Genomic DNA, 22720 nt, shown 5'->3' on the forward strand with positions numbered 1-22720 from the left:
AAACAAGGTGTATTTTTTAAAATGCGCAGCTAAAAAAATAGCAACTAGTCAGGCAATTAATCTAAGAGTCAGGTTTAGTAAGGGGTGTATTGAAATTACAGGATAGAAATATAAAAAATTGTTAACTTAAAAAAGCAGAGTAAATTTGTTTATTTATAAAGTATTTAGTGATTTTATTTATGATAGGAGAAGCACTTAACAACATATAGTCATACATTTGATAAGTTAGACATTGTGCTGCTAACAAACCCAGCGCCTAATCACTATTAAGCGCTAAATTATGCTTTAATACTACATCCAGTCAGCGTTACGAATAACACCTACCGCTAAGCCTTCAATATTGAACGACTCATTTTCTAAATCGACCTCAATAGCTGAAAACTCATCATTTTCAGCATGTAAGAGTACTTTTCTGCCCGCTTTTTCTAAACGCTTCACGGTTACATCGTCGTCAACACGGGCAACAATAACTTGTCCATTTTCGGCAACTTGGGTTTTATGCACAGCAAGTAAATCACCATCCATAATACCAATGTCTTTCATACTCATACCGTTAACACGCAATAAAAAATCGGCCGCAGGTTTAAACATTAAAGGGTCAATTTTACAGTGGCTTTCTACATGCTGTTGCGCCAATATAGGCTCACCGGCAGCCACCCTGCCAATTAAAGGTAAGCCTAACTGCTCTGGCTCCTCTTCTTCAACAAGCTGAATGCCCCGACTCGCGCCTGGCTTCATTTTAATCACACCTTTTTTGGCCAGTGCTTTTAAGTGTTCTTCTGCAGCATTCGCACTTTTAAAACCCAGTGTTTGTGCAATTTCGGCACGTGTAGGAGGCATACCAGTGTCTTTAATAAACACTTTAATGAGTTCGAGTATTTGCGCTTGGCGTTTCGTTAATGGTCGCATACAACTGGTTTTCCATACAGTACAATTAACTGTGAGTATATACAGTTATTTAAAAATCGCAAATATAAATTAATGCCTTATATGCCGTTATCATCAAACAATAACCTACTTTAAAAGCAGGGTGATAAATGTAATTATTAGCAACGCATTATCATATTAATAAATTTTAATTCTCAATTACTTATCCAAGGAGCTAGCATGAGTATTTGGCATCAACCGATTACATTAGAGTTTTGTAAGCAATTAGATCAAGGTATTACAGGCCAAGGGACACTCATGAAAACCATGGGAATAGAAATCAGTGAAATTGGTGATGACTACTTAGTGGCAACTATGCCGGCAATTCCAGAGCATCATAACCCTATGGGTATCGTTCATGGTGGTGCAAATGTGGTGCTTGCTGAAACAGTAGCAAGTTATGCCGCTAATTTTGTGGTTGATTTCAATCGGTTTTATTGTGTTGGCCAAGAGATCAGTGCAAGTCATTTAAAGGCATCACGCAATGGCACATTAACGGCCACAGCGAGAGCTTATCATATCGGCAAGCGCAGCTCGGTTTGGGATATTAAAATAACCAATAGCCGCAATGAGCTTTGCTGCGTATCACGTATGACCGCAGCCGTAGTAGAGCGAAAAGGCTAGTAAGTCAATTAACCAAGGTTGAAATTAAATTACTTTTCGAAAGGGTAAATAGTAATTTCTACGCCTGCACCAATTGCAGATATACGTAACAAGGTATCTGCATGTAAGGCTTGGTTAAAGCATTTTGGCGAAGTGCCAGACTCAAACCCAATATCGAAAGTTCTGCGTGAACAACTCAACCATTGCTTTAATGCATTGCGTGAACACGACTCGATTAACTCACACAAGTGATTAATCGCTTTATCTGGCGTGGTTATTTCACCTGCAACCTCAATGCGAGCAAGTTGACGGTATTCGTCTTTATCATAATGTAAAATAGTTGCGACCTTTTTTAAATCAGCAACTAATACGCTAATATCTTGCTTTGACTCAAGCTCTAGATCTACATTTAAAAATTGAATTTCCGACATTATCTCGTTTTTACCCTCTATTAATCTCATTGCAAACTTTAACGCAGTTTTACCGTTATACCAAATCAACAACGCAGGAATCACTGCATTAACGCGTTTTTAGCGTTAGCCTCTGAATATTGCCCACTATTTACTCCTAAAAAACGCCCTACACAAAATACGCAAATTAAAATTAAAGCATGCCGGCGGCAGTTTACTTTTTTATTCTAGGCCTTAAACTAGCCGCTCCTGTAGTTCACGTATGTGATGGATATGATTCGGTTTATTTTAGCTTTGTTGGCTTGCTGTGCTTGTTTTTCAGCAATGGGCGAACAATTTACGCGGTTTTCGAGTGCCAAAAAGCACTTAATTAATACCCTTCCCGAAAACGCTAAAAGTATTTATTGTGGTTGCGATATAAAAAAACAAGGCAAAAAGTTGGTACCCGACCCTACCCATTGTGGCTACGTGCCTCGCAACACACTAACCCGCTCAGGCAAAGTAAATCAACGTGCCCTGCGAATTGAATGGGAACATATTGTCCCTGCATGGGAATTTGGTCACCAGTTACAATGTTGGCAAGATGGTGGGCGTAAAAACTGCCGCAAAGTTAGCGCTAAGTTTCGCTTGATGGAAGCCGATATAAACAATTTAGCCCCTGCAATTGGTGAAATTAACGCCGATCGCTCAAACTACCGCTTTGGCATGTTAGCCCAAAACGCGACGCAATATGGTCGCTGTGAGGTTAAAGTTAATTTTAAACAACGTGTTGTTGAACCGCCTGTTCATGCACGTAAACGCATTGCCGATGCGTACGCTTACATGCAAAAAACGTATGGTTTAAAAATTTCAGCTAAACAACAAAAGCTATTTAATGCTTGGCAACAACAAGCTTATGCTGCTAACACAAATAGTAAAAAGCTGTAAGTTTAAATTAAAAGCGTGTAACACACGCTTTTAATTAACCTATAACGCTTGGTGTGGTCCAAATATTTCGTAGTGAATGTTTGAGCTTTGCACACCTAAATCAAGTAGCTGGCCTTTTACGTAAGCCATAAATGATGCTGGTCCACACAAATAAAATGCCCCTTCGCTAATAGGTAATGATGCCTCAAGCACCGATAAATCCATTAGCCCAGTGAAATCACACTCCTCGCCACCTTGATTAAACCAAGTAAATGTTTTTAGCTGTGGATGCATTGCCGTTTGCTGCGCTAAATACCCTTTAAATGAAAATTCGCGGCTGTTTTCACACGCGTGCAAATAACTAATCGCTTGATTTTTATCACCACTAAGTAGCGTTTGCAGCATCGCCATCATCGGGGTTTGGCCAACGCCTGCTGAAATAAGTACCACTGGAGTTGCCTCATTTTTTAAAATGAAATCTCCCGCTGGCGGGTATAACTCTACTCGTGCGCCTTGCTCTAGTGAGTGTAAATAATTAGACACCACGCCAGGCTTTGGTTGGCACTCTTTTTTAACGCTAATACGATAGTTTTTAGCATTGCTCTTTTGCGAAATAGAATACTGGCGGATCTCTTCATATTCTGCGCCCTCAGGCTTAACTTTAATGCCAATGTACTGTCCTGGCTTGTAGGTAATAACTGCTTTACCATCCACAGGTGTCAGCGTAAAACTAGTTACGAATTCAGATTCAATATGTTTATCAGTAATTTCAAACTGGCGCGTGCCTGCCCAGCCACCATGGTTGTTTTTACTGTGCGCATACAATGCCGCTTCTTCGGTAATACAAATATCAGCAAGTACACCGTAGGCTTCGCGCCACGCATATTCAACATCGGCAGTAAACTGCTCAGGAATAAGCTCTTTTAACGTACCGATTAAATGTGCGCCCACAATAGGATAATGCTCAGGTAAAATATTTAAGCTGGTATGCTTATGATTAATTCGCGCTAGCGCCTCTTTTAACACGGCTAAATTATCAATATTTTGCGCGTACGCAGCCAACGCATTAAATAATGCAAATTGCTGACGACCCGTTTCTTGATTAGTCATATTAAAAATATGTTTAAGCTCGGGATTATGACTAAACATGCGCTTGTAAAAATGATCGGTTACGACCGTACCTGCCTCTGCAAGCAATGGCACCGTGCTTTTAACTATTTGTATGGTTTTATCGGATAACATGTTTATTTCCTATGTAATAACTAACTGCTTGCATTTAGCATTACACAGAGTGTGCCAACCAATTAAACCTATAATATTCAAAAGGTTAAATTAACTCGCTTTACAAGATGGGTCTTTATGACCTACTATAAAACCTGTAAAAATACACTAAAAGGTCATTTTGACATGAACCAACAATTCAACCTGACGCAAGTTGCATTAGAACTTGCGCAAAGTACGTTACATGCTCACAGTTTTGAGCAACTTTTAGCCACGGTTGAACGTGTTATTCCCAGCGATGCCAGTGCATTATTAATTCGCCAAGGTGAGCAATTAAAACCCTTAGCCATTAAAGGGCTTATGCCCGATAGCCTAGGACGACGTTTTGATATTGCGGAGCATCCTCGCCTTAAAGCCATCTGCAGTAGTCGTTTGGCTCTGCAATTTGCACATGACTGTCCACTACCTGATCCATACGACGGGCTACTACTGGCTAAAACCGGTGATATTCCAGTGCATGCCTGCTTAGGGTTACCCCTTTATGATAAAAACGCACTACTTGGCATTCTGACCTTTGATAGCCTTAACGCCAATGCGTTTGACGGTATTACCACTGATACACTCAACACCTTACAAACCTTGTGCAGTGCGCACTTTAAAACAGCCCTAGAGCTTGCCCATTACAAACAACATGCGCAGCACTCTAGTGAATTAGTACAAGCGTTAAACCGTGAGGCGCTCAAACGTGATGGTGGTGAAATTATTGGCCAAAGCTCAGCAATACAAACGCTTAAAAATGAGATAAAACTGGTTGCGGCATCAAACTTTAGTGTCCTTATTTTAGGTGATACTGGGGTCGGCAAAGAGTTGGTGGCACGTAATATTCACTTACACTCCGCACGTAAAGATCAGCCATTAATTCATTTAAATTGTGCATCACTGCCTGAAAACCTCGCAGAAAGTGAATTTTTTGGCCATGCAAAAGGCGCTTTTACCGGCGCCCAAAATGCCCGCCAAGGTAAATTTCAGTTAGCCGATGGCGGCACCTTATTTTTAGATGAAATCGGCGAGCTGCCTCTGGCTATGCAAAGTAAATTATTACGCGTACTGCAAAGTGGCGAAGTACAAACCGTTGGCGAAGATGAACTTAAATATGTCGATGTTAGAGTGATTGCAGCAACCAATCGCGACCTAAAACACGAAGTAACACAAGGACGGTTTCGCGCCGATTTGTACCATCGATTAAGTGTTTATCCACTCACAGTCGCTCCATTGAAAGCCCGTGATGAAGATGTTATTTTATTAGCCGGTTATTTTGCAGAAAAAACAGCCCGCAAGCTCGCTATTAAACAGCTAAAACTCAGTATTGAAACGCAACTGCTGCTTAAAAAATATGACTGGCCAGGCAATGTGAGGGAGCTTGAGCATGTGATTAATCGGGCTGCATTAAAGGCTAAACAACATCAGTGGCAGCAACCAATTATTACTATTGAACCTGCGCATTGTGAGCTAAATTTAAGCGATGTTAACACCTTAGCTCTTGAACACTCAAACCAGCTTGTAATCCCACCTTTAGCAAACAACATTTCGTTAAAGCAAGCCACAGATACCTATACTCAGCAACTTATAATACAGCAACTTAAACAACATAATTATAACTGGGCAAGCACAGCGCGTAGTTTACAGGTCGACCGCGCTAACTTAACGCGGCTAGCCAAGCGCTTAGGTGTTTCAATAAAAAAATCGTTGTAGCCTTTTTAACTTAACTTTCGCTGCTTAAAATAATTTTTTAATAGCTGACTAAACGCTTGAACTTTTGCCGTTCGATGCACTAAATGATGCGTAACCAGCCACAAATCGGTTGGCCAACTCAGTTCATTAGGCAGTACAGGGACTAAATCAGAGTATTGCGCTGCAACATCATGCTGTAATCCGCCAATACCGAGTCCTTTAACGATGGCGCGGGTCGCTTCTGAGGTTTCTGACACTCTTAGCTTAACTTGCGACGGGGGAATATTTTCATCAACCCATGCAAAGTAAGGCACTTTGGCATTATACCCTGCTACACCTGACACAAAGCTATGCAGCGATAGTTGCGCTAATGTTTGTGGCAACCCATAACGGCTAATGTAATGCTTTGATGCATAAAATCCTGACGAGAGCGCCGCTAAATGCTGAGCAATATAATCACCCTCATCCGGTCTGGGTCCAGCTCTTACTGCGATATGTGCTTGGCCATGATCTAAACGTAAGCGTTTTTGATCCATAATCACTTGTAATTGCACTTGCGGATGCAAGGTTTGAAACTGCTCACACACCTCACTTAATACATCAATAAAGCCACTAACTGTGGTGAGTAACAAGCTACCTTGCAAGGTGCTATCTGCAGCAATAATGTCATTATGTAGGCGCTCTAGTTCACCATTAATCGCTTGTGCTGTGGTAAATAACTTAGCGCCAATTTCTGTGACTTTGTAGCCGCGAGCATGGCGATGAAATAGTCGCGCATTTAAGCTTTTTTCTAAGTTATTTATTCGCCTGAGCACCGTACTATGGTGAACATCTAACACTTCGGCCGCGGCAGTTAAAGTACCTAAGCGCGCTACCTCGTAAGCAACCTTCAGGTCTTGCCAATCATTAAATTGAATTGCCATGATAACTACTCTTTAATCTGTGCATATACGCACACAAGTTTTGCGTTTATTTGGCTTTTCTGCAAGTGATTATTTGTTAAAGTCACATTATACAAACTCATTATCAGGAGCAGCTCATGACAACACCAAAAATTATTGCCCTAGCAGGTAGCTTACGTAAAGATAGCTTTCATCAAAAACTCATTAACGAAGCGGCACGCTTTGCTTTAGAAAGTGGCGCTGAAGTAGAAGTGATTAAACTCGCAGACTTAGCCATTCCTATGTTTGATGAAGATCTCGAGGCACAAGGCACACCAGCCGGTGTACAACAACTTAAAGACAAACTTCGCGCAGCCGATGGCATTTTGCTGGCCAGCCCAGAATATAATGGCTCTATTACCGCCGTGTTAAAAAATGCTATTGATTGGGCATCGCGCACCGAACAAGGCGCAGAGCCTGCATTTGCAAATAAAGTAACCGCGTTATATGCAGCCTCACCAGGTGGGTTGGGCGGTTTACGGGGCTTAAATCATGTGCGTGATATATTATCAGGCATTGGCAGCTTAGTATTAGCGAACCAACTGGCAGTACCGGCTATTCATACTTTATTAGATGACAACGGTCGAATTAGCGACCCCGCTACCGCTGAAAAAGTGGCTGGTCTTGCACAGCAGTTAGTTAGCGTAGCAAGTAAGCTTAAATAAGCAGCCACTATAACTTTGTTGCTGCAAGCTTTGCAGCAATAAAGTCTTCATGGGTAACATACAATAAATTAGCAACACGACGAATAACGTATTCTTCTTGTGGATCAAGTTCTCCATCGGAGTACGCTAAACGCCAAAGTAATTCAACTATATCAATGCGTTGCTGTGCACTACATTGATTGTTAATTTGCTTAGAAAATTGAAAATAATCAATGGCGTCATCTAAGCTTGCACTTGCTTGCTCGGTTAACTCATCTACTGCTTCATCCGTTAAATCAAAATATTTTTTTAATGTTAGACTTAGCGTATGTTGCTCATCAGCCTGTAAATCGTTATCCGCTCGCATTACCTCAATTAATAATGCGGCAACCGCTGTTTTTAAATCATGTTGTTCAATATCATAATCTTGCTGATCAATACTCGAAAAAAGCTGTTTAATTTGCTTGAACATCACATTTCCCCTTTTTGGGTGTTAGACTTATATCATAACGGGTTTAATAGATATGCTGATCACACTACCCAAAATCAAGATGGAGTTAAAGGTTTATGAGTATAAAAGCCAATCATTACATACATGGAATTATTAGCTGGTGTTTATTAACGGGGTGTTTGAGTGTGTCGGCAGAGCAAAGTGAAATGCAGCGACTTTATGATTTTGATGAAAAGGTGCATTATAAGCAAACTCAAATAGACACTAACAATTACCACCTAGAAATACAGTCTGACGACTACCCACATTTTAGAAACCAAAGTGTGTTTTTGTTGCGCCACGCAAATCGTTTATGTCACGATAATCCTTTTATGTTAAAAGTGACTGAGGGCGTGCAGGAGTACCAACGCTTTCCAACTAAACCGCGTGCTTATCAGCCACCGCTCAGTGTATTTGTGCAGTGTGAAATGCCTGCAGAAAAAACCTCAAAAAAATAACACCTCGTTATTTTCAGTAAAACCACTGAGTATTAAAATAGCCTGTGGTTTTACTGTAGTTAACCTGAACTAAGTTAGTTAACGCCATATCCCCACGGCGCAGCCGGTGGTGTGATAGGTTTAGTTAAATCAAAATCAACACGGAATTCGCGACCTTGGCGAATAAGTCGATAAGTGAACTGTTCAGGGTAAATATACATTTGCCATGTATTGCCTACCGATTGCGGTATGCCTTGGCTAACAAATAACTCTTTTGAATACTGATCTGCAGGGAATGACTGCATATTAGCAAAACCCGCATCCACAGTATGACCGCCATACATAGTAGACACATCATCGCTGCCATCTTTATGGCGATGATCGTGCTTTAGGCTCAAACCACTACCTGTTTTAGTAATGATCCACGTACGTGAAGCATCATCACCGACATGAAACGGCACCTGTAACTCACGGTCATTACACTTACGCACATGCATAATTAACTTTTTATCGGCAAATGAACTCGGCCCTGTTGCATTATCAACCGTTACTTTACCCTCGAAAGCTTTACCGCAGTGAGCAGCAATACTATTGAAAAAGCTATCATGACTTGGAATTGATACCAAAGGCGCTGGACGTGCTAATGCAGCAGTGGATGCCAGCATAAACGCTGCAGCTGTTAATAATTTCATAATGTGTCCCTAAACATGTAAAAAATCAGCTTAGCGTTTAAGCAAACACAAAGAAAATAATCACGATGAACAGCAATAAAAATTAACAGAACAATAGGGTTTTACTTTAATTAATTAGTAAAAAAATATCGCTTGAAAGAAGATAAGAAATTAAATATTGTTGTTTGATAAAGGGGAAATAACTAATACCAATTCGCTTAATTAAGCGGTCTATTTTGAGGCAGGAAAAACGGGGTGATAGCTAGGCAAAAAATTCGCTATTTAGTTGTTCGAAATTAGAATTTTTTAACACAGATAGCGACACGTTTAGCCCCGCAAAATGATTGAGTATTATTGCGGATTGGTATAAACGTAAAGCCAGTTTTAGCGCGGAGCACATATTTAAATGGAAAAATATATCGGCTTAATAATCATCGTATTACTATTAATTATTCAAAATCGCTACACTCTGCACATATATCAACACCTTGCTGAGCAGCACCCAGAACAATGGAAAAAATTATCACAAAATTCATTAGATGGGACACCCTATGCCAATCTTGCTGAGTCATTTAAAGATGGTTTTTTTTCGACTATCAACGACCCAAAGGTAGTCCGCTACCAGAAATTTAAAACTCTCAATTTATTACTAATGGCAATGATTACATTAGCAAGCTTATTGCGTGGTTTTTTAATATAAGCGATTAAAAAAGCGCAACCTAAGTTGCGCTCCAGTTTCATATGTAAAAGGTTACTGCCACGGTCTCTCTGCGGCTAACTGCTTTTCAAACGCATCAATTTGCGGATTGAGGGTTTCGGTTACACCAATAAAGTCTAAGCCACTTAATAAACGCTCTTTCACGTCTTTGCGAATATCAAAGCGAATTGGCGCAAACTTATTGCTGGTAAGTAACTGGTTTTCAAGATCCACATCAATGTGAATATCGTCGTGCTGCTCACTTAACACAAATAACTCTTCCAGCGTTTGCGCTGGCAATGTAATAGCAAGCATTTGATTGTTACCACAGTTATTAAAGAAAATATCAGCAAAGCTTTCAGCTAAAATCACTTCAAACCCATATTGCTTTAATGCCCATGGTGCGTGCTCGCGTGATGAGCCACAGCCAAAATTATCGCGGGTTAATAATATTTGCGCACCTTGGTAACAAGGACGATTTAAAATAAATTCAGGGTTTGGCTCGCCATTATCTAAATAACGCCAATCGTAAAACAGTGCTGCATCAAAACCATCACGGCTGGTTGAAGTTAAAAACTGCTTAGGAATAATTTGGTCGGTATCGACGTTGTTTTTATCAAGTGGGGCCATTAAGCCGCTAAAATAGATGCTCATTAAGCTTCTCCTCTAATATCAACAAAGTGACCATGTATTGCAGCTGCTGCCGCCATTGCAGGGCTCACTAAGTGTGTACGCCCGCCGCGCCCTTGGCGACCTTCAAAATTACGATTCGAGGTGGAAGCACAGCGTTTACCAGCTCCTAAACGGTCATCGTTCATAGCTAAACACATCGAACAACCCGGCTCGCGCCACTCAAACCCTGCAGCTTTAAAAATATCGGCTAAGCCTTCATCTTCAGCTTGCTGCTTAACTAAGCCTGAGCCTGGAACAATCAGCGCTTCAATACCAGCTAAAACCTGTTTACCTTCAACAATTTTTGCTGCAGCGCGTAAATCTTCAATGCGGCTGTTGGTGCATGAGCCAATAAATACCGTGTCTACTTTGGCGCTTGATAGTTTATCGCCCGCTTTTAAGCCCATGTATTTAAGCGCACTGCGAATTGCATCGGCTTTAATTAAATCGGTTTCTTTATCTGGATCTGGAATACATTCATCAACGCCAATCACTTGCTCTGGATTAGTCCCCCAAGTAACTTGCGGTTGAATACTGCCTGCATCTAACTCTACTTCTAAATCAAAATGAGCACCATCATCCGTTTTTAAAGTTTCCCAGTAGGCAACAGCGGCATCAAAATCAGCACCTTTAGGTGCAAACGGGCGCCCTTTTAAGTACTCGTAAGTGATTTTATCTGGGGCAATTAAACCTGCCTTGGCACCCATTTCAATGCTCATGTTACACAATGTCATACGGGCTTCCATTGATAGAGCTTCTATGCCTTCACCACAAAATTCCGCCACATAGCCAGTGCCACCAGCAGTGCCTAGCTTACCAATAACCGCCATAATTAAATCTTTAGCTGTTACTGTAGGGCGTAATACACCGTTAATTTGAATTTTTAACGACTTCGCCTTTTTTTGCTGTAGCGTTTGCGTAGCTAATACATGCTCAACCTCTGAGGTACCAATACCATGTGCCAAGGCACCAAACGCACCATGCGTTGAAGTATGACTATCGCCGCAGACTATAGTGGTACCTGGTAAAGTAATCCCCTGCTCAGGGCCAATAACATGCACTATGCCTTGGTTTACTGAATTTAAGTCGTACAGCAAAATGCCAAATTCTTTACAGTTTGCATCCAGTGCCATTAATTGATTTTTAGAGACTTCGCTGGCTGCATCCAGTGAACGACTTTTAGTTGAAACATTATGATCCATGGTGGCAATGGTTTTTTCTGGACAACGCACTTTACGATTTTTTTCACGTAAGCCTGCAAATGCTTGTGGTGACGTCACTTCGTGTACTAAATGACGGTCAATATAAAGTAAATCGGTTTGCTCATTAATACTGGCAACGGTATGTGCTTGCCAAATTTTATTGTATAAGGTTTGGGCCACTTGCTAACTCCCTGATCTGATTGAGCCACAGCCTGACGGTGCTGTGGCTTTAATAATTAAATGCGTGAAACGATGGCCGCTGCTACATCGGTGGTGGTATAGCCGCCCTGCGGATAAATATCTGGCGTTCCCACACCGGCTTCAACCGCCTCTGCGACTGCTTTTTCAATCGTACGAGCCGCTTCGTCTTGGCCTAATGAGTAACGTAGCATTAATGCGGCACTTAAAATTTGTGCGATTGGGTTTGCCACCCCTTTCCCGGCGATATCAGGCGCTGAACCACCCGCGGGTTCATACAAGCCAAAGCCTGATTGATTCAAACTTGCCGACGGTAATAACCCCATCGAACCGGTGATCATGGCGCACTCGTCCGATAAAATATCACCAAATAAATTATCGCAAAGTAATACATCAAACTGGCTAGGTTGCTTAACCAGTTGCATCGCTGCGTTATCTACATAAATGTAATCTAAGCTCACTTCTGGAAAGTCTTTACTCACTTCGGTTACCACTTCGCGCCATAAAACGCTTGATGCTAAAACATTGGCTTTATCAACCGAGGTCACATGATTGCTGCGCAACTTAGCGGCCTCAAAAGCAAAACGTGCAATGCGCTCTATCTCTTTACGTGAATAAGTTTGCGTATCAAATGCAGTTTCTTCTGCCCCTTCGCCACTGCGGCCTTTCTCACCAAAATAAATACCACCCGTTAGCTCGCGCACACATAAAATATCAAACCCTTTTTCGCTAATATCAGCACGTAGTGGTGATGCAGCGCTTAATGCGGGTAACAACTGAGCAGGGCGTAAGTTACAAAACAAACCAAAGTGCTTGCGCAGTGGTAACAGTGACGCGCGCTCCGGTTGGTCATTAGGTGGTAAATGTTCCCACTTAGGGCCACCCACGGAACCAAATAAAATAGCATCGGCGTTTTCACACGCTTTTAAGGTCGTATCAGGAAGTGCTTTGCCAAATTCATCAATGGCAGCACCACCAATAGCATGGTGTTCACGGTTCAGAGTAAAGCCAAACTTATCACTGACTGCATCAAGCACTTGCTCTGCAGCTGCCATAACTTCTGGGCCAATACCGTCGCCCGCTAATACGGCAACGCTGTAATGTGTTTTACTCATCCTGCTTTCCTTTGTTGTTTTAAATCAGACACTTTTTGTGCTCGATAAATTAAGTTATAAACCCGAACCATAGCGCGTACTGAGGCTTCGACCACATCGGCCGCAATACCGGCACCGTGATAAGGACGGCCATCATATTTAGCAATAATATTCACTTGTCCTAATGAGCTTGCACCTTGGCCGGTGGCCTCTAAATTGTATTCAATCATTTCAACGCTCATACCAGTTAAGCGCTCAATGGCTGCAAATGAGGCTTCTACCGGGCCATTACCTGTGGCCGCTTCTTGTTTTGCTTCGCCAACAATCAACAAACCTATCGTTGAGCTGGCTACCGATTGAGAGTTCGACGTAGAGTGAACAAACTCTAATTGATATTTTTCATCTTTGTCGCTGATTTGATTAAAGTAAATCATTGCTTCTAGGTCGTAGTCATATACTGTGCCTTTTTGGTCAGCTAACGCAACGAAACTTTGGTATAAGCTATCCATGTCGTAATCAGATTTTTGATAACCTAATTCTTCTAAGCGATGCTCTATAACATGACGCCCTGAACGCGAGGTCATATTTAATTGATTACTTGGCACACCCACACTTTCAGGTGACATAATTTCATAGGTATTTTGCGCTTTTAATACACCATCTTGGTGAATACCTGAACTGTGGGCAAACGCATTTTCGCCAACAATCGCTTTATTTGGCTGTACCGGCATATTACAAATTTTGGCTACTTGGCGAGAGGCGCGGTAAATTTCTTCGCTTTTTATATCGGTATATACGTTTAAATAGTCTTTGCGCATTTTCATGATCATCGCCACTTCTTCAAGTGAACAATTACCCGCGCGCTCCCCTATACCATTAATGGTGCATTCGATTTGGCGCGCACCGGCTTGAACGGCAGCAACAGAGTTAGCAACGGCTAAGCCTAAGTCGTTATGGCAATGCACACTTAAACGGGCTTTATCAATATTTGGCACGTTGTTCATTAAATGACGGATCATTGCTGCGTATTCATCTGGCGTTACAAAACCGACGGTATCTGGCAAGTTAATCGTGGATGCACCGGCATTAATAGCTTGCTCAACAATTTTGCATAAATCCCAATGTGGTGTACGTCCTGCGTCTTCACATGAAAATTCCACATCATCAGTGTAATTACGGGCAAGCTTGATTGATTTAACCGCCATCGCGGTTGCATCATCTAAGCTCATACGTAGTTTATGCTCAAGGTGTAAAGGGCTGGTTGCAATAAAAGTGTGAATACGGCTTTGCTGTGCACTGCGAAGTGCCTCGCCACAGGCTTCAATATCTTTGGCAACCGAGCGTGCTAAGCCACAAATAATAGGGCCTTTTACTTCAGTGGCAATTCGCTGCACTGAGCGAAAGTCAGCGGGGCTCGAAACCGGAAAGCCCACTTCCATGACATCCACATTTAAGCGGCTAATGGTATGCGCTAGTTGAATTTTATCATCTTCAGTCAGGCTTGCTTTAAGTGCCTGTTCGCCATCGCGTAAGGTGGTATCAAAAATCCATACTTTATCTTGCTCTTGCATAACTGCCCCTCATTCCTGTGTTACCCAAATTTCGATTTATCCCTGCAGCGAGATAAAAAAAACCCCGCAATTGCGGGGTTTTGTTGTTTAGCTCAATGCAAACACACTAATCCCCGCTCACTTGCCACAGCAGTAAGAGGTTTAGTTTTAGTGTAATTAAACGATTAGTTTGCATTTGTTTTCTTGTGTGTGTGTCCAATGAGGCTTATTTTTATCATTGCAGCGCAATAGGTGCAAGCATAAAAATGCCATAAAAATAATTGCACAAGACTTTTAAGGGATTTAAAATTCAACAAATAGATAAAAAAGAGATAAAGAATTCAATCTTGGAGGACGTGGCGTTTAAATTAACAAGCACCGTAAAGTACAGTGCTTATTTTAACTTTTTTTAATATTTACTCTTTCTTTTCTGCGCGTACGTAATTTGACGCACCACGAGTAATATAGCGTAACTGCCAAATAACTCGCTCAATTAATTCATCGCGTTGCTGACCTTCAATATCTAGCGCTTCGGCGCCAGCATTAAATACCAACGTAACCATAGCCTCTGCCTGAATATACGCATGAATCGCATCACAGGGCGTTTCACTTTCTAAATAATGAGCAAGCTCTAAAATAAAGTGTTTCACTTCACGTGCTACAGCCGCTCTAAATGCTTTTGAGGTACCCGAGCGCTCACGCAGCAATAACCTAAATTGATTACTAGAGTTATCAATAAACTCCATAAAAGTAACCACAGACGTATTTATTACACTGCCGCCACTGGCTATTCGCCTACGAGCTTGACGCATCAGCTGACGCAGCGTTAAACCCGCTTCATCAACCATGGTTAAACCTAGCTCGTTCATATCTTTAAAGTGACGGTAAAAAGAGGTGGGCGCAATACCCGCTTCGCGCGCTACTTCACGCAAGCTCAAATTTGAAAAGCTATGATCAGCACTAAGCTGATTAAAAGCAGCTTCAATTAATGCTTGTCGTGTTTTTTGTTTCTGTTGTGCTCTAACGCCCGACATCAACAGCTCCCTGAATGAATTTGTAATAAATTTTTAATTAAAAAAATAGCTAATAGTACAGTCTAATACTTGACGGCAGCAGATTGAAATATTATTTTAGCGTACAGTTGTACGCTGAGAAATGAGAAAGATGAAAAAACCACCACTTATATGGACCAACGTCCTGTTCTTTAGCCTGACGTTTTTGGCTGCTGTTACACTTGTACCTTGGTATGGGTTTAACTATGGCTTTACAGGCACACAATGGGCTGCTTTTGTAGCTTGCATGTTTTTTGCTGGATTATCGATCACTGCGGGTTACCATCGTTTATGGGCGCACAAAACCTACAACGCACACCCGGTCGTTGAATTTATTTTTGCCTTAGGCGGCGCGTTTGCTTTGCAAAACAGTGCGCTGCATTGGAGCAGCGATCATCGTATTCACCACGGTCAAGTTGATGACCCTGTAAAAGACCCTTATGCCGCTACCAACGGCTTTTGGTATAGTCACATAGGCTGGATGCTGCGCGACTACCAAGGCGATAGCTACGGTGATTACAGCAATTGCCGCGACCTACAACGCAATAAAATAGTGATGTGGCAACATAAACATTACTTAAAGCTGGTAGTTGCCATGAATGTTGGTTTACCACTGGTATTAGGTTTAATGTTAGGTGATGTGTGGGGCATGTTATTACTAACGGGACTACTTCGTTTAGTACTGAGCCAGCATTTTACCTTTTTTATTAACTCTGTTGCGCACATTTGGGGTTCTCGCCCTTACACAGAAAAAAATACCGCACGCGATAATGGCTTTTTAGCCTTATTTACTTATGGCGAGGGTTATCATAACTTTCATCATATTTTTGCTAGCGATTACCGCAACGGCATTAAGTGGTTTCATTACGACCCAACTAAATGGATGATCCGCTCGTTAGCTGCACTTGGTTTAGCGAGTAAATTAAAGCGCACACCGGTTGAGCGCATAGAAAAAGCTAAAGCAGAAACCTTGATGAGCAAAACACAAGGTCGCCTCGCAAAATTGCCTTTAGCGCAAGATAAGCTTACATTATTACAACAAGAGTACGATTTGTTGCTTAAAAAACTGCAAAATTATTGCTCATTACAAAAACAAGTGTTGGAAGCTAAAAAAAATAATATGGCAAAGCAGTGTGAAAAGTCGGCATTAATGGCACAATATCACGAGCTTGAGGCCGCCTGGGAAACACAAAAACAGGCATGGCTAGCACTTAATGCGAGGTTATTAAAAGCCTCTTTTAGTTAAAATAGGAGTGGCTGTGGCCAAACAACCAGAAAAGAAAAAAGTACCCGTGACATACCAATATGATGCAATCATTATTGGCACGGGTCCTGGCGGTGAAGGGACCGCTATGAACCTCTCTAAAAGTAACAAAAAAGTAGCGGTTATTGAACGCCAAACAGCCGTGGGTGGTGGCTGTGTACATTGGGGTACCATTCCTTCAAAGGCACTTCGTCATTCTGTTAGTCGCTACATTGAATACAAAGCAAATCCTTTATTTAACGTAGGCGAGCGTCCGGTAAGACTTACCTTTCCTGATATTTTACGCCATGCCAGTTCGGTAATTTCAAAGCAGTCAAACTTACGCAGCAGTTTTTACGATCGTAACCGCATTCATATGTTTCAAGGCGATGCTAGCTTTGTTGATAAGCACACTATTGAAATTAGACGTAATGACGGTTCTACTGAGCGCCTTACTGCACAAACGATTGTTATTGCTACCGGCTCACGACCTTATCGCCCACCAGGGGTGGATTTCACCCACTCACGAATTTACGAAAGTGACACTATTTTAGGCCTTGAACACGACCCGCATCGCGTACTTATATACGGCGCGGGTGTAATTGGTTGTGAATATGCGTCTATCTTTAAAGGGCTAGGTGCCAAAGTCGACTTAGTGAATACTCGCGATCGCTTATTGGCGTTCATGGATGCTGAAATATCTGATGCATTAAGCTATCACTTTTGGAATAGCGGTATTGTAATTCGTCATAACGAAGAGTTTGATCGCATTGAAACCCGTGATGACTGCGTTGTTATGCATTTAAAATCGGGCAAACGTGTTAAAGCTGACTGTATTTTATTTGCCAATGGCCGAACAGGTAACACTGATACCCTTAATTTAGAAGCCATTGGCTTAAAAGCAGATAGCCGCGGACAGATAAAAGTAAACGAAACCTACCAAACAGAAGTAGACAATGTATACGCGGTAGGTGATGTTATTGGCTATCCAAGCCTTGCGAGTGCTGCCTTTGATCAAGGTCGAATTGCCGCAGATGCCATCGCGTGTGGTAATTGTGATGAAAAGCTGATTATTGATATTCCAGCCGGTATTTATACTATTCCTGAAATGAGTTCTGTCGGTAAAACAGAGCAGCAATTAACTGCTGCAAAAGTACCGTATGAAGTGGGACGTGCGCAATTTAAACATTTAGCCCGCGCGCAAATTGCAGGCACCGATGTGGGCAGTTTAAAAATATTATTTCATACAGAAACCAAAGAAGTACTCGGCGTGCACTGCTTTGGTGAGCGTGCCTCTGAAATTGTGCATATTGGCCAAGCTATTATGGAACAAAAAAATGGTGGCAACACCATCGACTACTTTGTAAATACCACGTTTAACTACCCAACGATGGCAGAAGCCTACCGAGTTGCGGCGTTAAATGGTTTAAATCGCTTGTTTAAGTAATATTAAGCACTAGGTAACAAAAAGCCCGCTTGAATCAAGCGGGCTTTTTTAATAACTCATCGTTATTTAGAAACTATTTATGATATTGCGCACTTAATTCATGCACGGCGTTAATGAATACACCGGCATTTTCTGGGTCAACATCTGGTGTAATACCGTGGCCTAAATTAAATACATGGCCATTGCCAGTACCAAAGTCTTCTAAAATAGTACCAACCTCTTGGCGAATACGATCAGGCGTACCATGAAGCATTGATGGGTCCATATTACCTTGCAGTGCAACTTTATCGCCAACACGACGTTTAGCATCACCAATGTTAATAGTCCAATCTAAACCTACTGCGTCACAGCCCGTTGCGGCAATCGCTTCAATCCACTGACCACCATTTTTGGTAAATAAAGTAACCGGTACTTTACGGCCATCGTATTCACGAATTAAGCCATCAACAATTTTATGCATGTATTGCAATGAAAACTCATTGTAATCACGCGGGCTTAGTACACCGCCCCATGAGTCAAATACCATTAGCGATTGCGCACCCGCTTTAACTTGCGCGTTTAAGTAATCTATCACCGAATCAGCTAGTTTATCGAGTAATAAATGCAGTGTTTGCGGCTCAGCAAACGCCATTTTTTTGATTTTACCAAATACTTTACTGCTACCACCTTCAACCATGTAAGTTGCAAGTGTCCAAGGCGAACCAGAAAAACCAATTAATGGCACTTCGCCTTTAAGTTCACGACGAATAGTGCTCACTGCGTTCATTACATAGCCAAGCTCATCGGTAGGATCAAGTTTAGGAATTTTTTTAACATCAGCTAGTGACGAAATTGGGCGTTCAAACTTAGGGCCTTCGCCTGTTTCGAAGTACAAGCCTAATCCCATTGCATCGGGAATAGTTAAAATATCACTAAACAAAATAGCTGCATCTAATGGGTAACGGCGCAAAGGCTGTAATGTTACTTCACAGGCTAACTCAGCATTTCTACACAGGCTCATAAAATCGCCCGCTTGTGCACGTGTAGCACGGTATTCAGGTAAATAACGTCCTGCTTGACGCATCATCCATACCGGCGTGACATCAACAGGTTGCTTGGTAAGGGCACGTAAATAACGGTCGTTTTTTAATTCGCTCATAGCGTATAGAGTCCTAGGGCTTTTAGAAATTGTGCAAGATTGTACCACCATATTCACGCCCCCTCTATCGCTAAGCGATTAAATCGCTACAGAGTAGCGCTAGATCAAGTAATTTTTAATTTTCATGTTACTTTGTACATAAAACAACCAAACGTTAATAATAAAAACTTTTCATTAAACTATTTGCAACATCTAAAAAAGCTTGATATTGTATCTCCCGCGTTAACAAAACAATAACAAAAATTGTTAATATAAAAATAATAAAAATCTCTAATAAAAATAAGAATGCTTGTTTAAACAAGTCTAATAAAGAAATTAAACCACCGTAATAGGTGGTTTTTTCTTGCCTGGAATAAATTACTTACAACTTATACCCTTAAACAAAATTCCCTCTGGTATTACATCTATTTTACTTGTTGATATACACGCCAATTAAATATATCTTGGATAACATAAGTTTTATTTTTAATTTAAAAAATCCAACCCAGCTTAGGAGAAGAATTATGCTGAAGCGTGTAGAAAAAGCTCAACAAAAGTGGGGGGGTAGCCATACGGTCATCGATAATTGGTTAAACGAACGCCAAGAGTTGATTGTGCTTTACTGTAAAATTGCAGGCTTTTCACCTTATGAGAAAAAAGATCAGTCTTTGCCTGAACCATCACAAATTCAGGCATTTTGCCAAATTTTAATGGATTATTTATCTGCCGGCCACTTTGAAGTGTACGACGATATTGCTAAAGCCTGCGAAAAGAAAGGCCTAGAAAGCCAGCAACTCGCTAATACGATATACCCACGTATTTCAGATACCACTGACATCGCTCTGGATTTCAACGATAAGTACGCTGAGGTAGACGCTGAAGATTTACTAGAAGGCTTTGATAACGATCTTTCAGTAATGGGTGAAGCACTCGAAGCGCGCTTTGCACTTGAAGATGAGCTGATTGATAACTTATTTTCTAATCACACTGACTAATTAGTTATTCAACGTAATAAAAAAGGGACCTAAGGTCCCTTTTTTATTATCTATAACGCTTATTCTGCAGCGGCAGCTGCTGCATCATTTTGAATTTCTAATAATTCAACTTCAAAAATGAGTGTTGAATTAGCAGGAATTTTACCTAAGTCACGATCGCCGTAAGCAAGGTCTGAAGGAATAGTAAATTTGTACTTAGACCCTACAGGCATAAGTTGTAAACCTTCAGTCCAACCAGGAATTACACGGTTTAGTGGGAACGTTGTCGGCTCGTTACGTGAGTAAGAGCTATCGAACTCAGTACCGTCTAACAATGTGCCTTTATAATGTACTTTAACCACATCAGTTGCTACTGGTTTTGCGCCTTCGCCTTCGCTCATTACTTCGTACTGTAAACCAGACTCAGTAACCATCACGCCTTCTTTTTTAGCGTTATCAGCTAGGTATTTTTCACCTTCAGCTTTGCTTTTTTCAGACTCTACTTTTGCTTTTTCTTCTTGTTTAGTACGCACTGATTCGTCTAATGCTGTTAGTACTTCACGAATTTTCTCTTCGTCAATTTTTGCATTACCCGCAAGTGCATCTTCAAAGCCTCGCATTAATAAAGCTTGGTCTAATTCAATACCAATTTCTTTTTTATCCGCTAGGTCTTTATTTAAAAAGTTACCCACAGATGCACCAATACCGTACGCTTGTTGCTGTGCTACAGTATCTAGCTTAACGTCTGCTTGCTCTTTTTTTGCTTCTTGATTACAAGCTGTAAGCGCTAAAACTGACGCTGCAATCAATGACAATTTAATCGTCTTTCTCATTTTAAATCTCCGACACACTTTGCAGTTGCCATTTATTGTAATATTACTAGTTAAAGATTAACGGCCTACATGGTAGGCTGCTTGTTTAATAGCTAAACTAAAAACATATCCAGTGATTAGACAAACAACCTAGGCGTTTAACGAGACCTAGTCTAACCTCTCAGTCACTAAGAGTTAAGAGGAAATACCTGTAATATGTCGTTATTTCGTACTTTTTTAGTCGCCACTTGCTGTTTATTAACAATTGCATGTAGTGATGAAAAACAACAAGCAGTGGCCAGTTTTGAGCACACTGCACAGGGCGCCTTTTCATCTGCGTTATCGCACGATGGTCAATACAGCTTAGTGTCTTCTATCCATCATGGGGTCGCCCTTTGGGATAATCAACAGCAAGCGCTTAAATACCAATGGTTTCAACAGCAGGCTGAAGATAGCTTAGTTTATGCCGTAGCCATTGCTTTTGATAATAGCGTGGCTGTTACCGCCGAAAAAACCACCTTTGCGGTCTGGGATATTGCCACCGGCAAAAATAAAGGCTTTTATAAAATACAAAAAGCCAGCATTCGCGATATTGCCATTAGCAACCAAGGCCAAAGTGTTGTTTACGGGCGCAGCGATGGCGTTGTGGTATTTATAAACCTTAACACAGGTAGGCGCATTGAATTTTTAGGCCATCAAGAAAAAGTAAATACCGTTGACCTATCACCCAACGGGCGCTATGCACTAAGCGGCTCTAACGATTATGTTGCCTACTTATGGGATACTCAAAGTGGGCAAGTAGTTCATCGCTTTAATCACCCAACCCGAGTAACGCAGGTCGCTTTAGATCCTCAAGGGCGCTATGCTTTTACCGCCGACAGTATGGCACAAGCAAATGTATGGAAGCTGACTACAGGTGACCTTGTTAGTAAACTAAAGTATATTGCGCGTCAGAAAATTTTTACCGCAGTGCGCTTTAACGATCAAGGCACTTTATTAGCAACCGGTTCACCCAATAAACGGGTTGATTTATGGCAGCTAACCAGCGGTGAAAAAATTCAAACATGGCAAGTCACTCCGCGAGAAGGCAGTAAGCCCAAATCGGCAGTGGTACTTGATGTGGCATTTACAGATAACGGTAAATCATTGTTAACTGAAAGCTCGAGCGGAATCGCTGAGCGCTTTATTATACGAGAACCAAATGAACACAATTGAACATCGGCTAATGGAACTTGAGGCTAAAGTGGCTTTTCAAGACGAAACAATTGAAATTTTGAATGATGAAATAAAAGTTCACCAGCAACAGTTGGCAAAAATAAAGCGCCAAACCGAATTGCTGGCTGAAAAACTTAAAGAGTCACAAGCATCGCAACCTATGATGTCGAATATGCCGGAGCCTCCGCCACCGCATTACTAAACTGTTTAGGTTTAGTCGCCTGGATTAAACACGCCAATGATCTGTTCAAATTGGCGTGTTGATGCCTGCACAGCCTGCTCTGGTTGAGCCATTTTATGACCACACTGCATACATTCAACTTTTTCTACGTCATGCTCTTTGTAGAGCATTAACATATCCATGGTTTTACACTCAGGACACGTTGCTCCAGCAATAAATCGTTTTTTATGTTTCACTTCGTTTTTCCTACCATTTTAACTGACGTTATTTTATCGCAATATTTGC

25 protein-coding genes are annotated in these 22720 nt (G+C 41.4%); 11 read left to right on the forward strand and 14 right to left on the reverse strand.

Going from position 1 to position 22720, the window contains the following annotated elements; genetic code table 11:
• Positions 1-291: 291 nt before the first annotated feature.
• Positions 292-909 carry a transcriptional repressor LexA gene (gene lexA / locus ABZP26_RS15625; RefSeq protein WP_008114166.1) on the reverse strand — a complete coding sequence of 206 codons (618 nt, stop codon included), beginning with the start codon at positions 907-909 and terminating at the stop codon, positions 292-294.
• Positions 910-1107: 198 nt separating this feature from the next.
• On the opposite strand from lexA, the gene ABZP26_RS15630 reads away from it, so the two are divergent.
• A complete protein-coding gene (locus ABZP26_RS15630; RefSeq protein WP_013466144.1) occupies positions 1108-1551 on the forward strand; it encodes a PaaI family thioesterase in 444 nt (147 codons plus the stop codon).
• A 29-nt stretch (positions 1552-1580) separates the two neighbouring features.
• On the opposite strand, the gene ABZP26_RS15635 is transcribed toward ABZP26_RS15630, so the two are convergent.
• Complete coding sequence (locus ABZP26_RS15635) at positions 1581-1961, reverse strand: hypothetical protein (RefSeq protein ID WP_013466145.1); 381 nt, start codon at positions 1959-1961, stop codon at positions 1581-1583.
• Between the two features lie 252 nt (positions 1962-2213).
• Between ABZP26_RS15635 and ABZP26_RS15640 the strand changes: the two genes are divergently transcribed.
• Complete coding sequence (locus ABZP26_RS15640; RefSeq protein WP_028834827.1) at positions 2214-2867, forward strand: endonuclease; 654 nt, start codon at positions 2214-2216, stop codon at positions 2865-2867.
• Positions 2868-2906: 39 nt separating this feature from the next.
• On the opposite strand, the gene hmpA is transcribed toward ABZP26_RS15640, so the two are convergent.
• Positions 2907-4088, reverse strand: a complete 1182-nt coding sequence (hmpA, locus tag ABZP26_RS15645) for an NO-inducible flavohemoprotein (protein WP_028834826.1) — start codon at positions 4086-4088, stop codon at positions 2907-2909.
• 165 nt (positions 4089-4253) lie between these two features.
• Here hmpA and norR point away from each other — a divergent pair, with 165 nt between their 5' ends.
• A complete protein-coding gene (gene norR / locus ABZP26_RS15650) occupies positions 4254-5819 on the forward strand; it encodes a nitric oxide reductase transcriptional regulator NorR (protein ID WP_028834825.1) in 1566 nt (521 codons plus the stop codon).
• A gap of 5 nt (positions 5820-5824) precedes the next feature.
• On the opposite strand, the gene ABZP26_RS15655 is transcribed toward norR, so the two are convergent.
• Positions 5825-6721 (reverse strand): LysR family transcriptional regulator, encoded by an 897-nt coding sequence (locus tag ABZP26_RS15655; protein ID WP_028834824.1) that lies wholly within the window; start codon positions 6719-6721, stop codon positions 5825-5827.
• A gap of 116 nt (positions 6722-6837) precedes the next feature.
• Here ABZP26_RS15655 and ABZP26_RS15660 point away from each other — a divergent pair, with 116 nt between their 5' ends.
• Positions 6838-7404 carry an NADPH-dependent FMN reductase gene (locus ABZP26_RS15660; protein ID WP_013466150.1) on the forward strand — a complete coding sequence of 189 codons (567 nt, stop codon included), beginning with the start codon at positions 6838-6840 and terminating at the stop codon, positions 7402-7404.
• 7 nt (positions 7405-7411) lie between these two features.
• Here the strand turns inward: ABZP26_RS15660 and ABZP26_RS15665 are convergent, their stop codons facing one another.
• Positions 7412-7855 (reverse strand): TerB family tellurite resistance protein, encoded by a 444-nt coding sequence (locus ABZP26_RS15665; protein WP_013466151.1) that lies wholly within the window; start codon positions 7853-7855, stop codon positions 7412-7414.
• 95 nt (positions 7856-7950) lie between these two features.
• On the opposite strand from ABZP26_RS15665, the gene ABZP26_RS15670 reads away from it, so the two are divergent.
• Positions 7951-8331 (forward strand): hypothetical protein, encoded by a 381-nt coding sequence (locus ABZP26_RS15670; protein WP_013466152.1) that lies wholly within the window; start codon positions 7951-7953, stop codon positions 8329-8331.
• Between the two features lie 74 nt (positions 8332-8405).
• On the opposite strand, the gene ABZP26_RS15675 is transcribed toward ABZP26_RS15670, so the two are convergent.
• The gene (locus tag ABZP26_RS15675) at positions 8406-9002 is read right to left on the reverse strand and encodes a hypothetical protein (protein ID WP_028834823.1); all 597 of its coding nucleotides are present in this window, start codon (positions 9000-9002) and stop codon (positions 8406-8408) included.
• Between the two features lie 385 nt (positions 9003-9387).
• Between ABZP26_RS15675 and ABZP26_RS15680 the strand changes: the two genes are divergently transcribed.
• Complete coding sequence (locus tag ABZP26_RS15680; RefSeq protein WP_013466154.1) at positions 9388-9681, forward strand: hypothetical protein; 294 nt, start codon at positions 9388-9390, stop codon at positions 9679-9681.
• Between the two features lie 51 nt (positions 9682-9732).
• Here ABZP26_RS15680 and leuD read toward each other — a convergent pair whose 3' ends face one another.
• The 5 genes from leuD to fabR form a co-directional block, all read right to left on the reverse strand.
• Positions 9733-10332, reverse strand: coding sequence for a 3-isopropylmalate dehydratase small subunit (gene leuD / locus ABZP26_RS15685; RefSeq protein WP_028834822.1), 600 nt, complete (start codon positions 10330-10332; stop codon positions 9733-9735).
• Entirely contained in the window at positions 10332-11732 is a 1401-nt protein-coding gene (leuC, locus tag ABZP26_RS15690; RefSeq protein ID WP_008465616.1) for a 3-isopropylmalate dehydratase large subunit, read from the reverse strand. Before leuC ends, leuD begins: the two co-directional genes overlap by 1 nt.
• Positions 11733-11788: 56 nt before the next feature.
• Positions 11789-12865, reverse strand: coding sequence for a 3-isopropylmalate dehydrogenase (leuB, locus tag ABZP26_RS15695; RefSeq protein WP_013466156.1), 1077 nt, complete (start codon positions 12863-12865; stop codon positions 11789-11791).
• Entirely contained in the window at positions 12862-14415 is a 1554-nt protein-coding gene (leuA, locus tag ABZP26_RS15700) for a 2-isopropylmalate synthase (protein WP_368485136.1), read from the reverse strand. The genes leuB and leuA overlap by 4 nt, the downstream gene beginning before the upstream one ends.
• Positions 14416-14810: 395 nt before the next feature.
• Positions 14811-15428, reverse strand: a complete 618-nt coding sequence (fabR, locus tag ABZP26_RS15705; RefSeq protein WP_013466159.1) for an HTH-type transcriptional repressor FabR — start codon at positions 15426-15428, stop codon at positions 14811-14813.
• 130 nt (positions 15429-15558) lie between these two features.
• Here fabR and ABZP26_RS15710 point away from each other — a divergent pair, with 130 nt between their 5' ends.
• Together ABZP26_RS15710 and sthA are read left to right on the forward strand one after the other, a co-directional pair.
• Positions 15559-16692, forward strand: coding sequence for a fatty acid desaturase (locus ABZP26_RS15710; RefSeq protein ID WP_013466160.1), 1134 nt, complete (start codon positions 15559-15561; stop codon positions 16690-16692).
• A gap of 13 nt (positions 16693-16705) precedes the next feature.
• Positions 16706-18136 (forward strand): Si-specific NAD(P)(+) transhydrogenase, encoded by a 1431-nt coding sequence (gene sthA, locus ABZP26_RS15715; protein WP_016900074.1) that lies wholly within the window; start codon positions 16706-16708, stop codon positions 18134-18136.
• Positions 18137-18209: 73 nt separating this feature from the next.
• On the opposite strand, the gene hemE is transcribed toward sthA, so the two are convergent.
• The gene (hemE, locus tag ABZP26_RS15720) at positions 18210-19274 is read right to left on the reverse strand and encodes a uroporphyrinogen decarboxylase (protein WP_368485137.1); all 1065 of its coding nucleotides are present in this window, start codon (positions 19272-19274) and stop codon (positions 18210-18212) included.
• 503 nt (positions 19275-19777) lie between these two features.
• On the opposite strand from hemE, the gene ABZP26_RS15725 reads away from it, so the two are divergent.
• The gene (locus ABZP26_RS15725; RefSeq protein ID WP_013466164.1) at positions 19778-20248 is read left to right on the forward strand and encodes an Rsd/AlgQ family anti-sigma factor; all 471 of its coding nucleotides are present in this window, start codon (positions 19778-19780) and stop codon (positions 20246-20248) included.
• A gap of 59 nt (positions 20249-20307) precedes the next feature.
• Here ABZP26_RS15725 and fkpA read toward each other — a convergent pair whose 3' ends face one another.
• On the reverse strand, positions 20308-21060 hold the full coding sequence (fkpA, locus tag ABZP26_RS15730) for an FKBP-type peptidyl-prolyl cis-trans isomerase (RefSeq protein WP_013466165.1): 753 nt from the start codon (positions 21058-21060) through the stop codon (positions 20308-20310).
• A gap of 195 nt (positions 21061-21255) precedes the next feature.
• On the opposite strand from fkpA, the gene ABZP26_RS15735 reads away from it, so the two are divergent.
• Positions 21256-22254, forward strand: coding sequence for a WD40 repeat domain-containing protein (locus tag ABZP26_RS15735; protein WP_013466166.1), 999 nt, complete (start codon positions 21256-21258; stop codon positions 22252-22254).
• Entirely contained in the window at positions 22241-22456 is a 216-nt protein-coding gene (locus ABZP26_RS15740; RefSeq protein WP_013466167.1) for a SlyX family protein, read from the forward strand. Before ABZP26_RS15735 ends, ABZP26_RS15740 begins: the two co-directional genes overlap by 14 nt.
• Positions 22457-22467: 11 nt before the next feature.
• On the opposite strand, the gene ABZP26_RS15745 is transcribed toward ABZP26_RS15740, so the two are convergent.
• On the reverse strand, positions 22468-22671 hold the full coding sequence (locus ABZP26_RS15745) for a YheV family putative zinc ribbon protein (RefSeq protein ID WP_008114218.1): 204 nt from the start codon (positions 22669-22671) through the stop codon (positions 22468-22470).
• Between the last annotated feature and the right edge of the window lie 49 nt (positions 22672-22720).

It is taken from the genome of Pseudoalteromonas sp. SD03 (genome assembly GCF_040937955.1).
Taxonomy (GTDB): domain Bacteria; phylum Pseudomonadota; class Gammaproteobacteria; order Enterobacterales; family Alteromonadaceae; genus Pseudoalteromonas; species Pseudoalteromonas tetraodonis.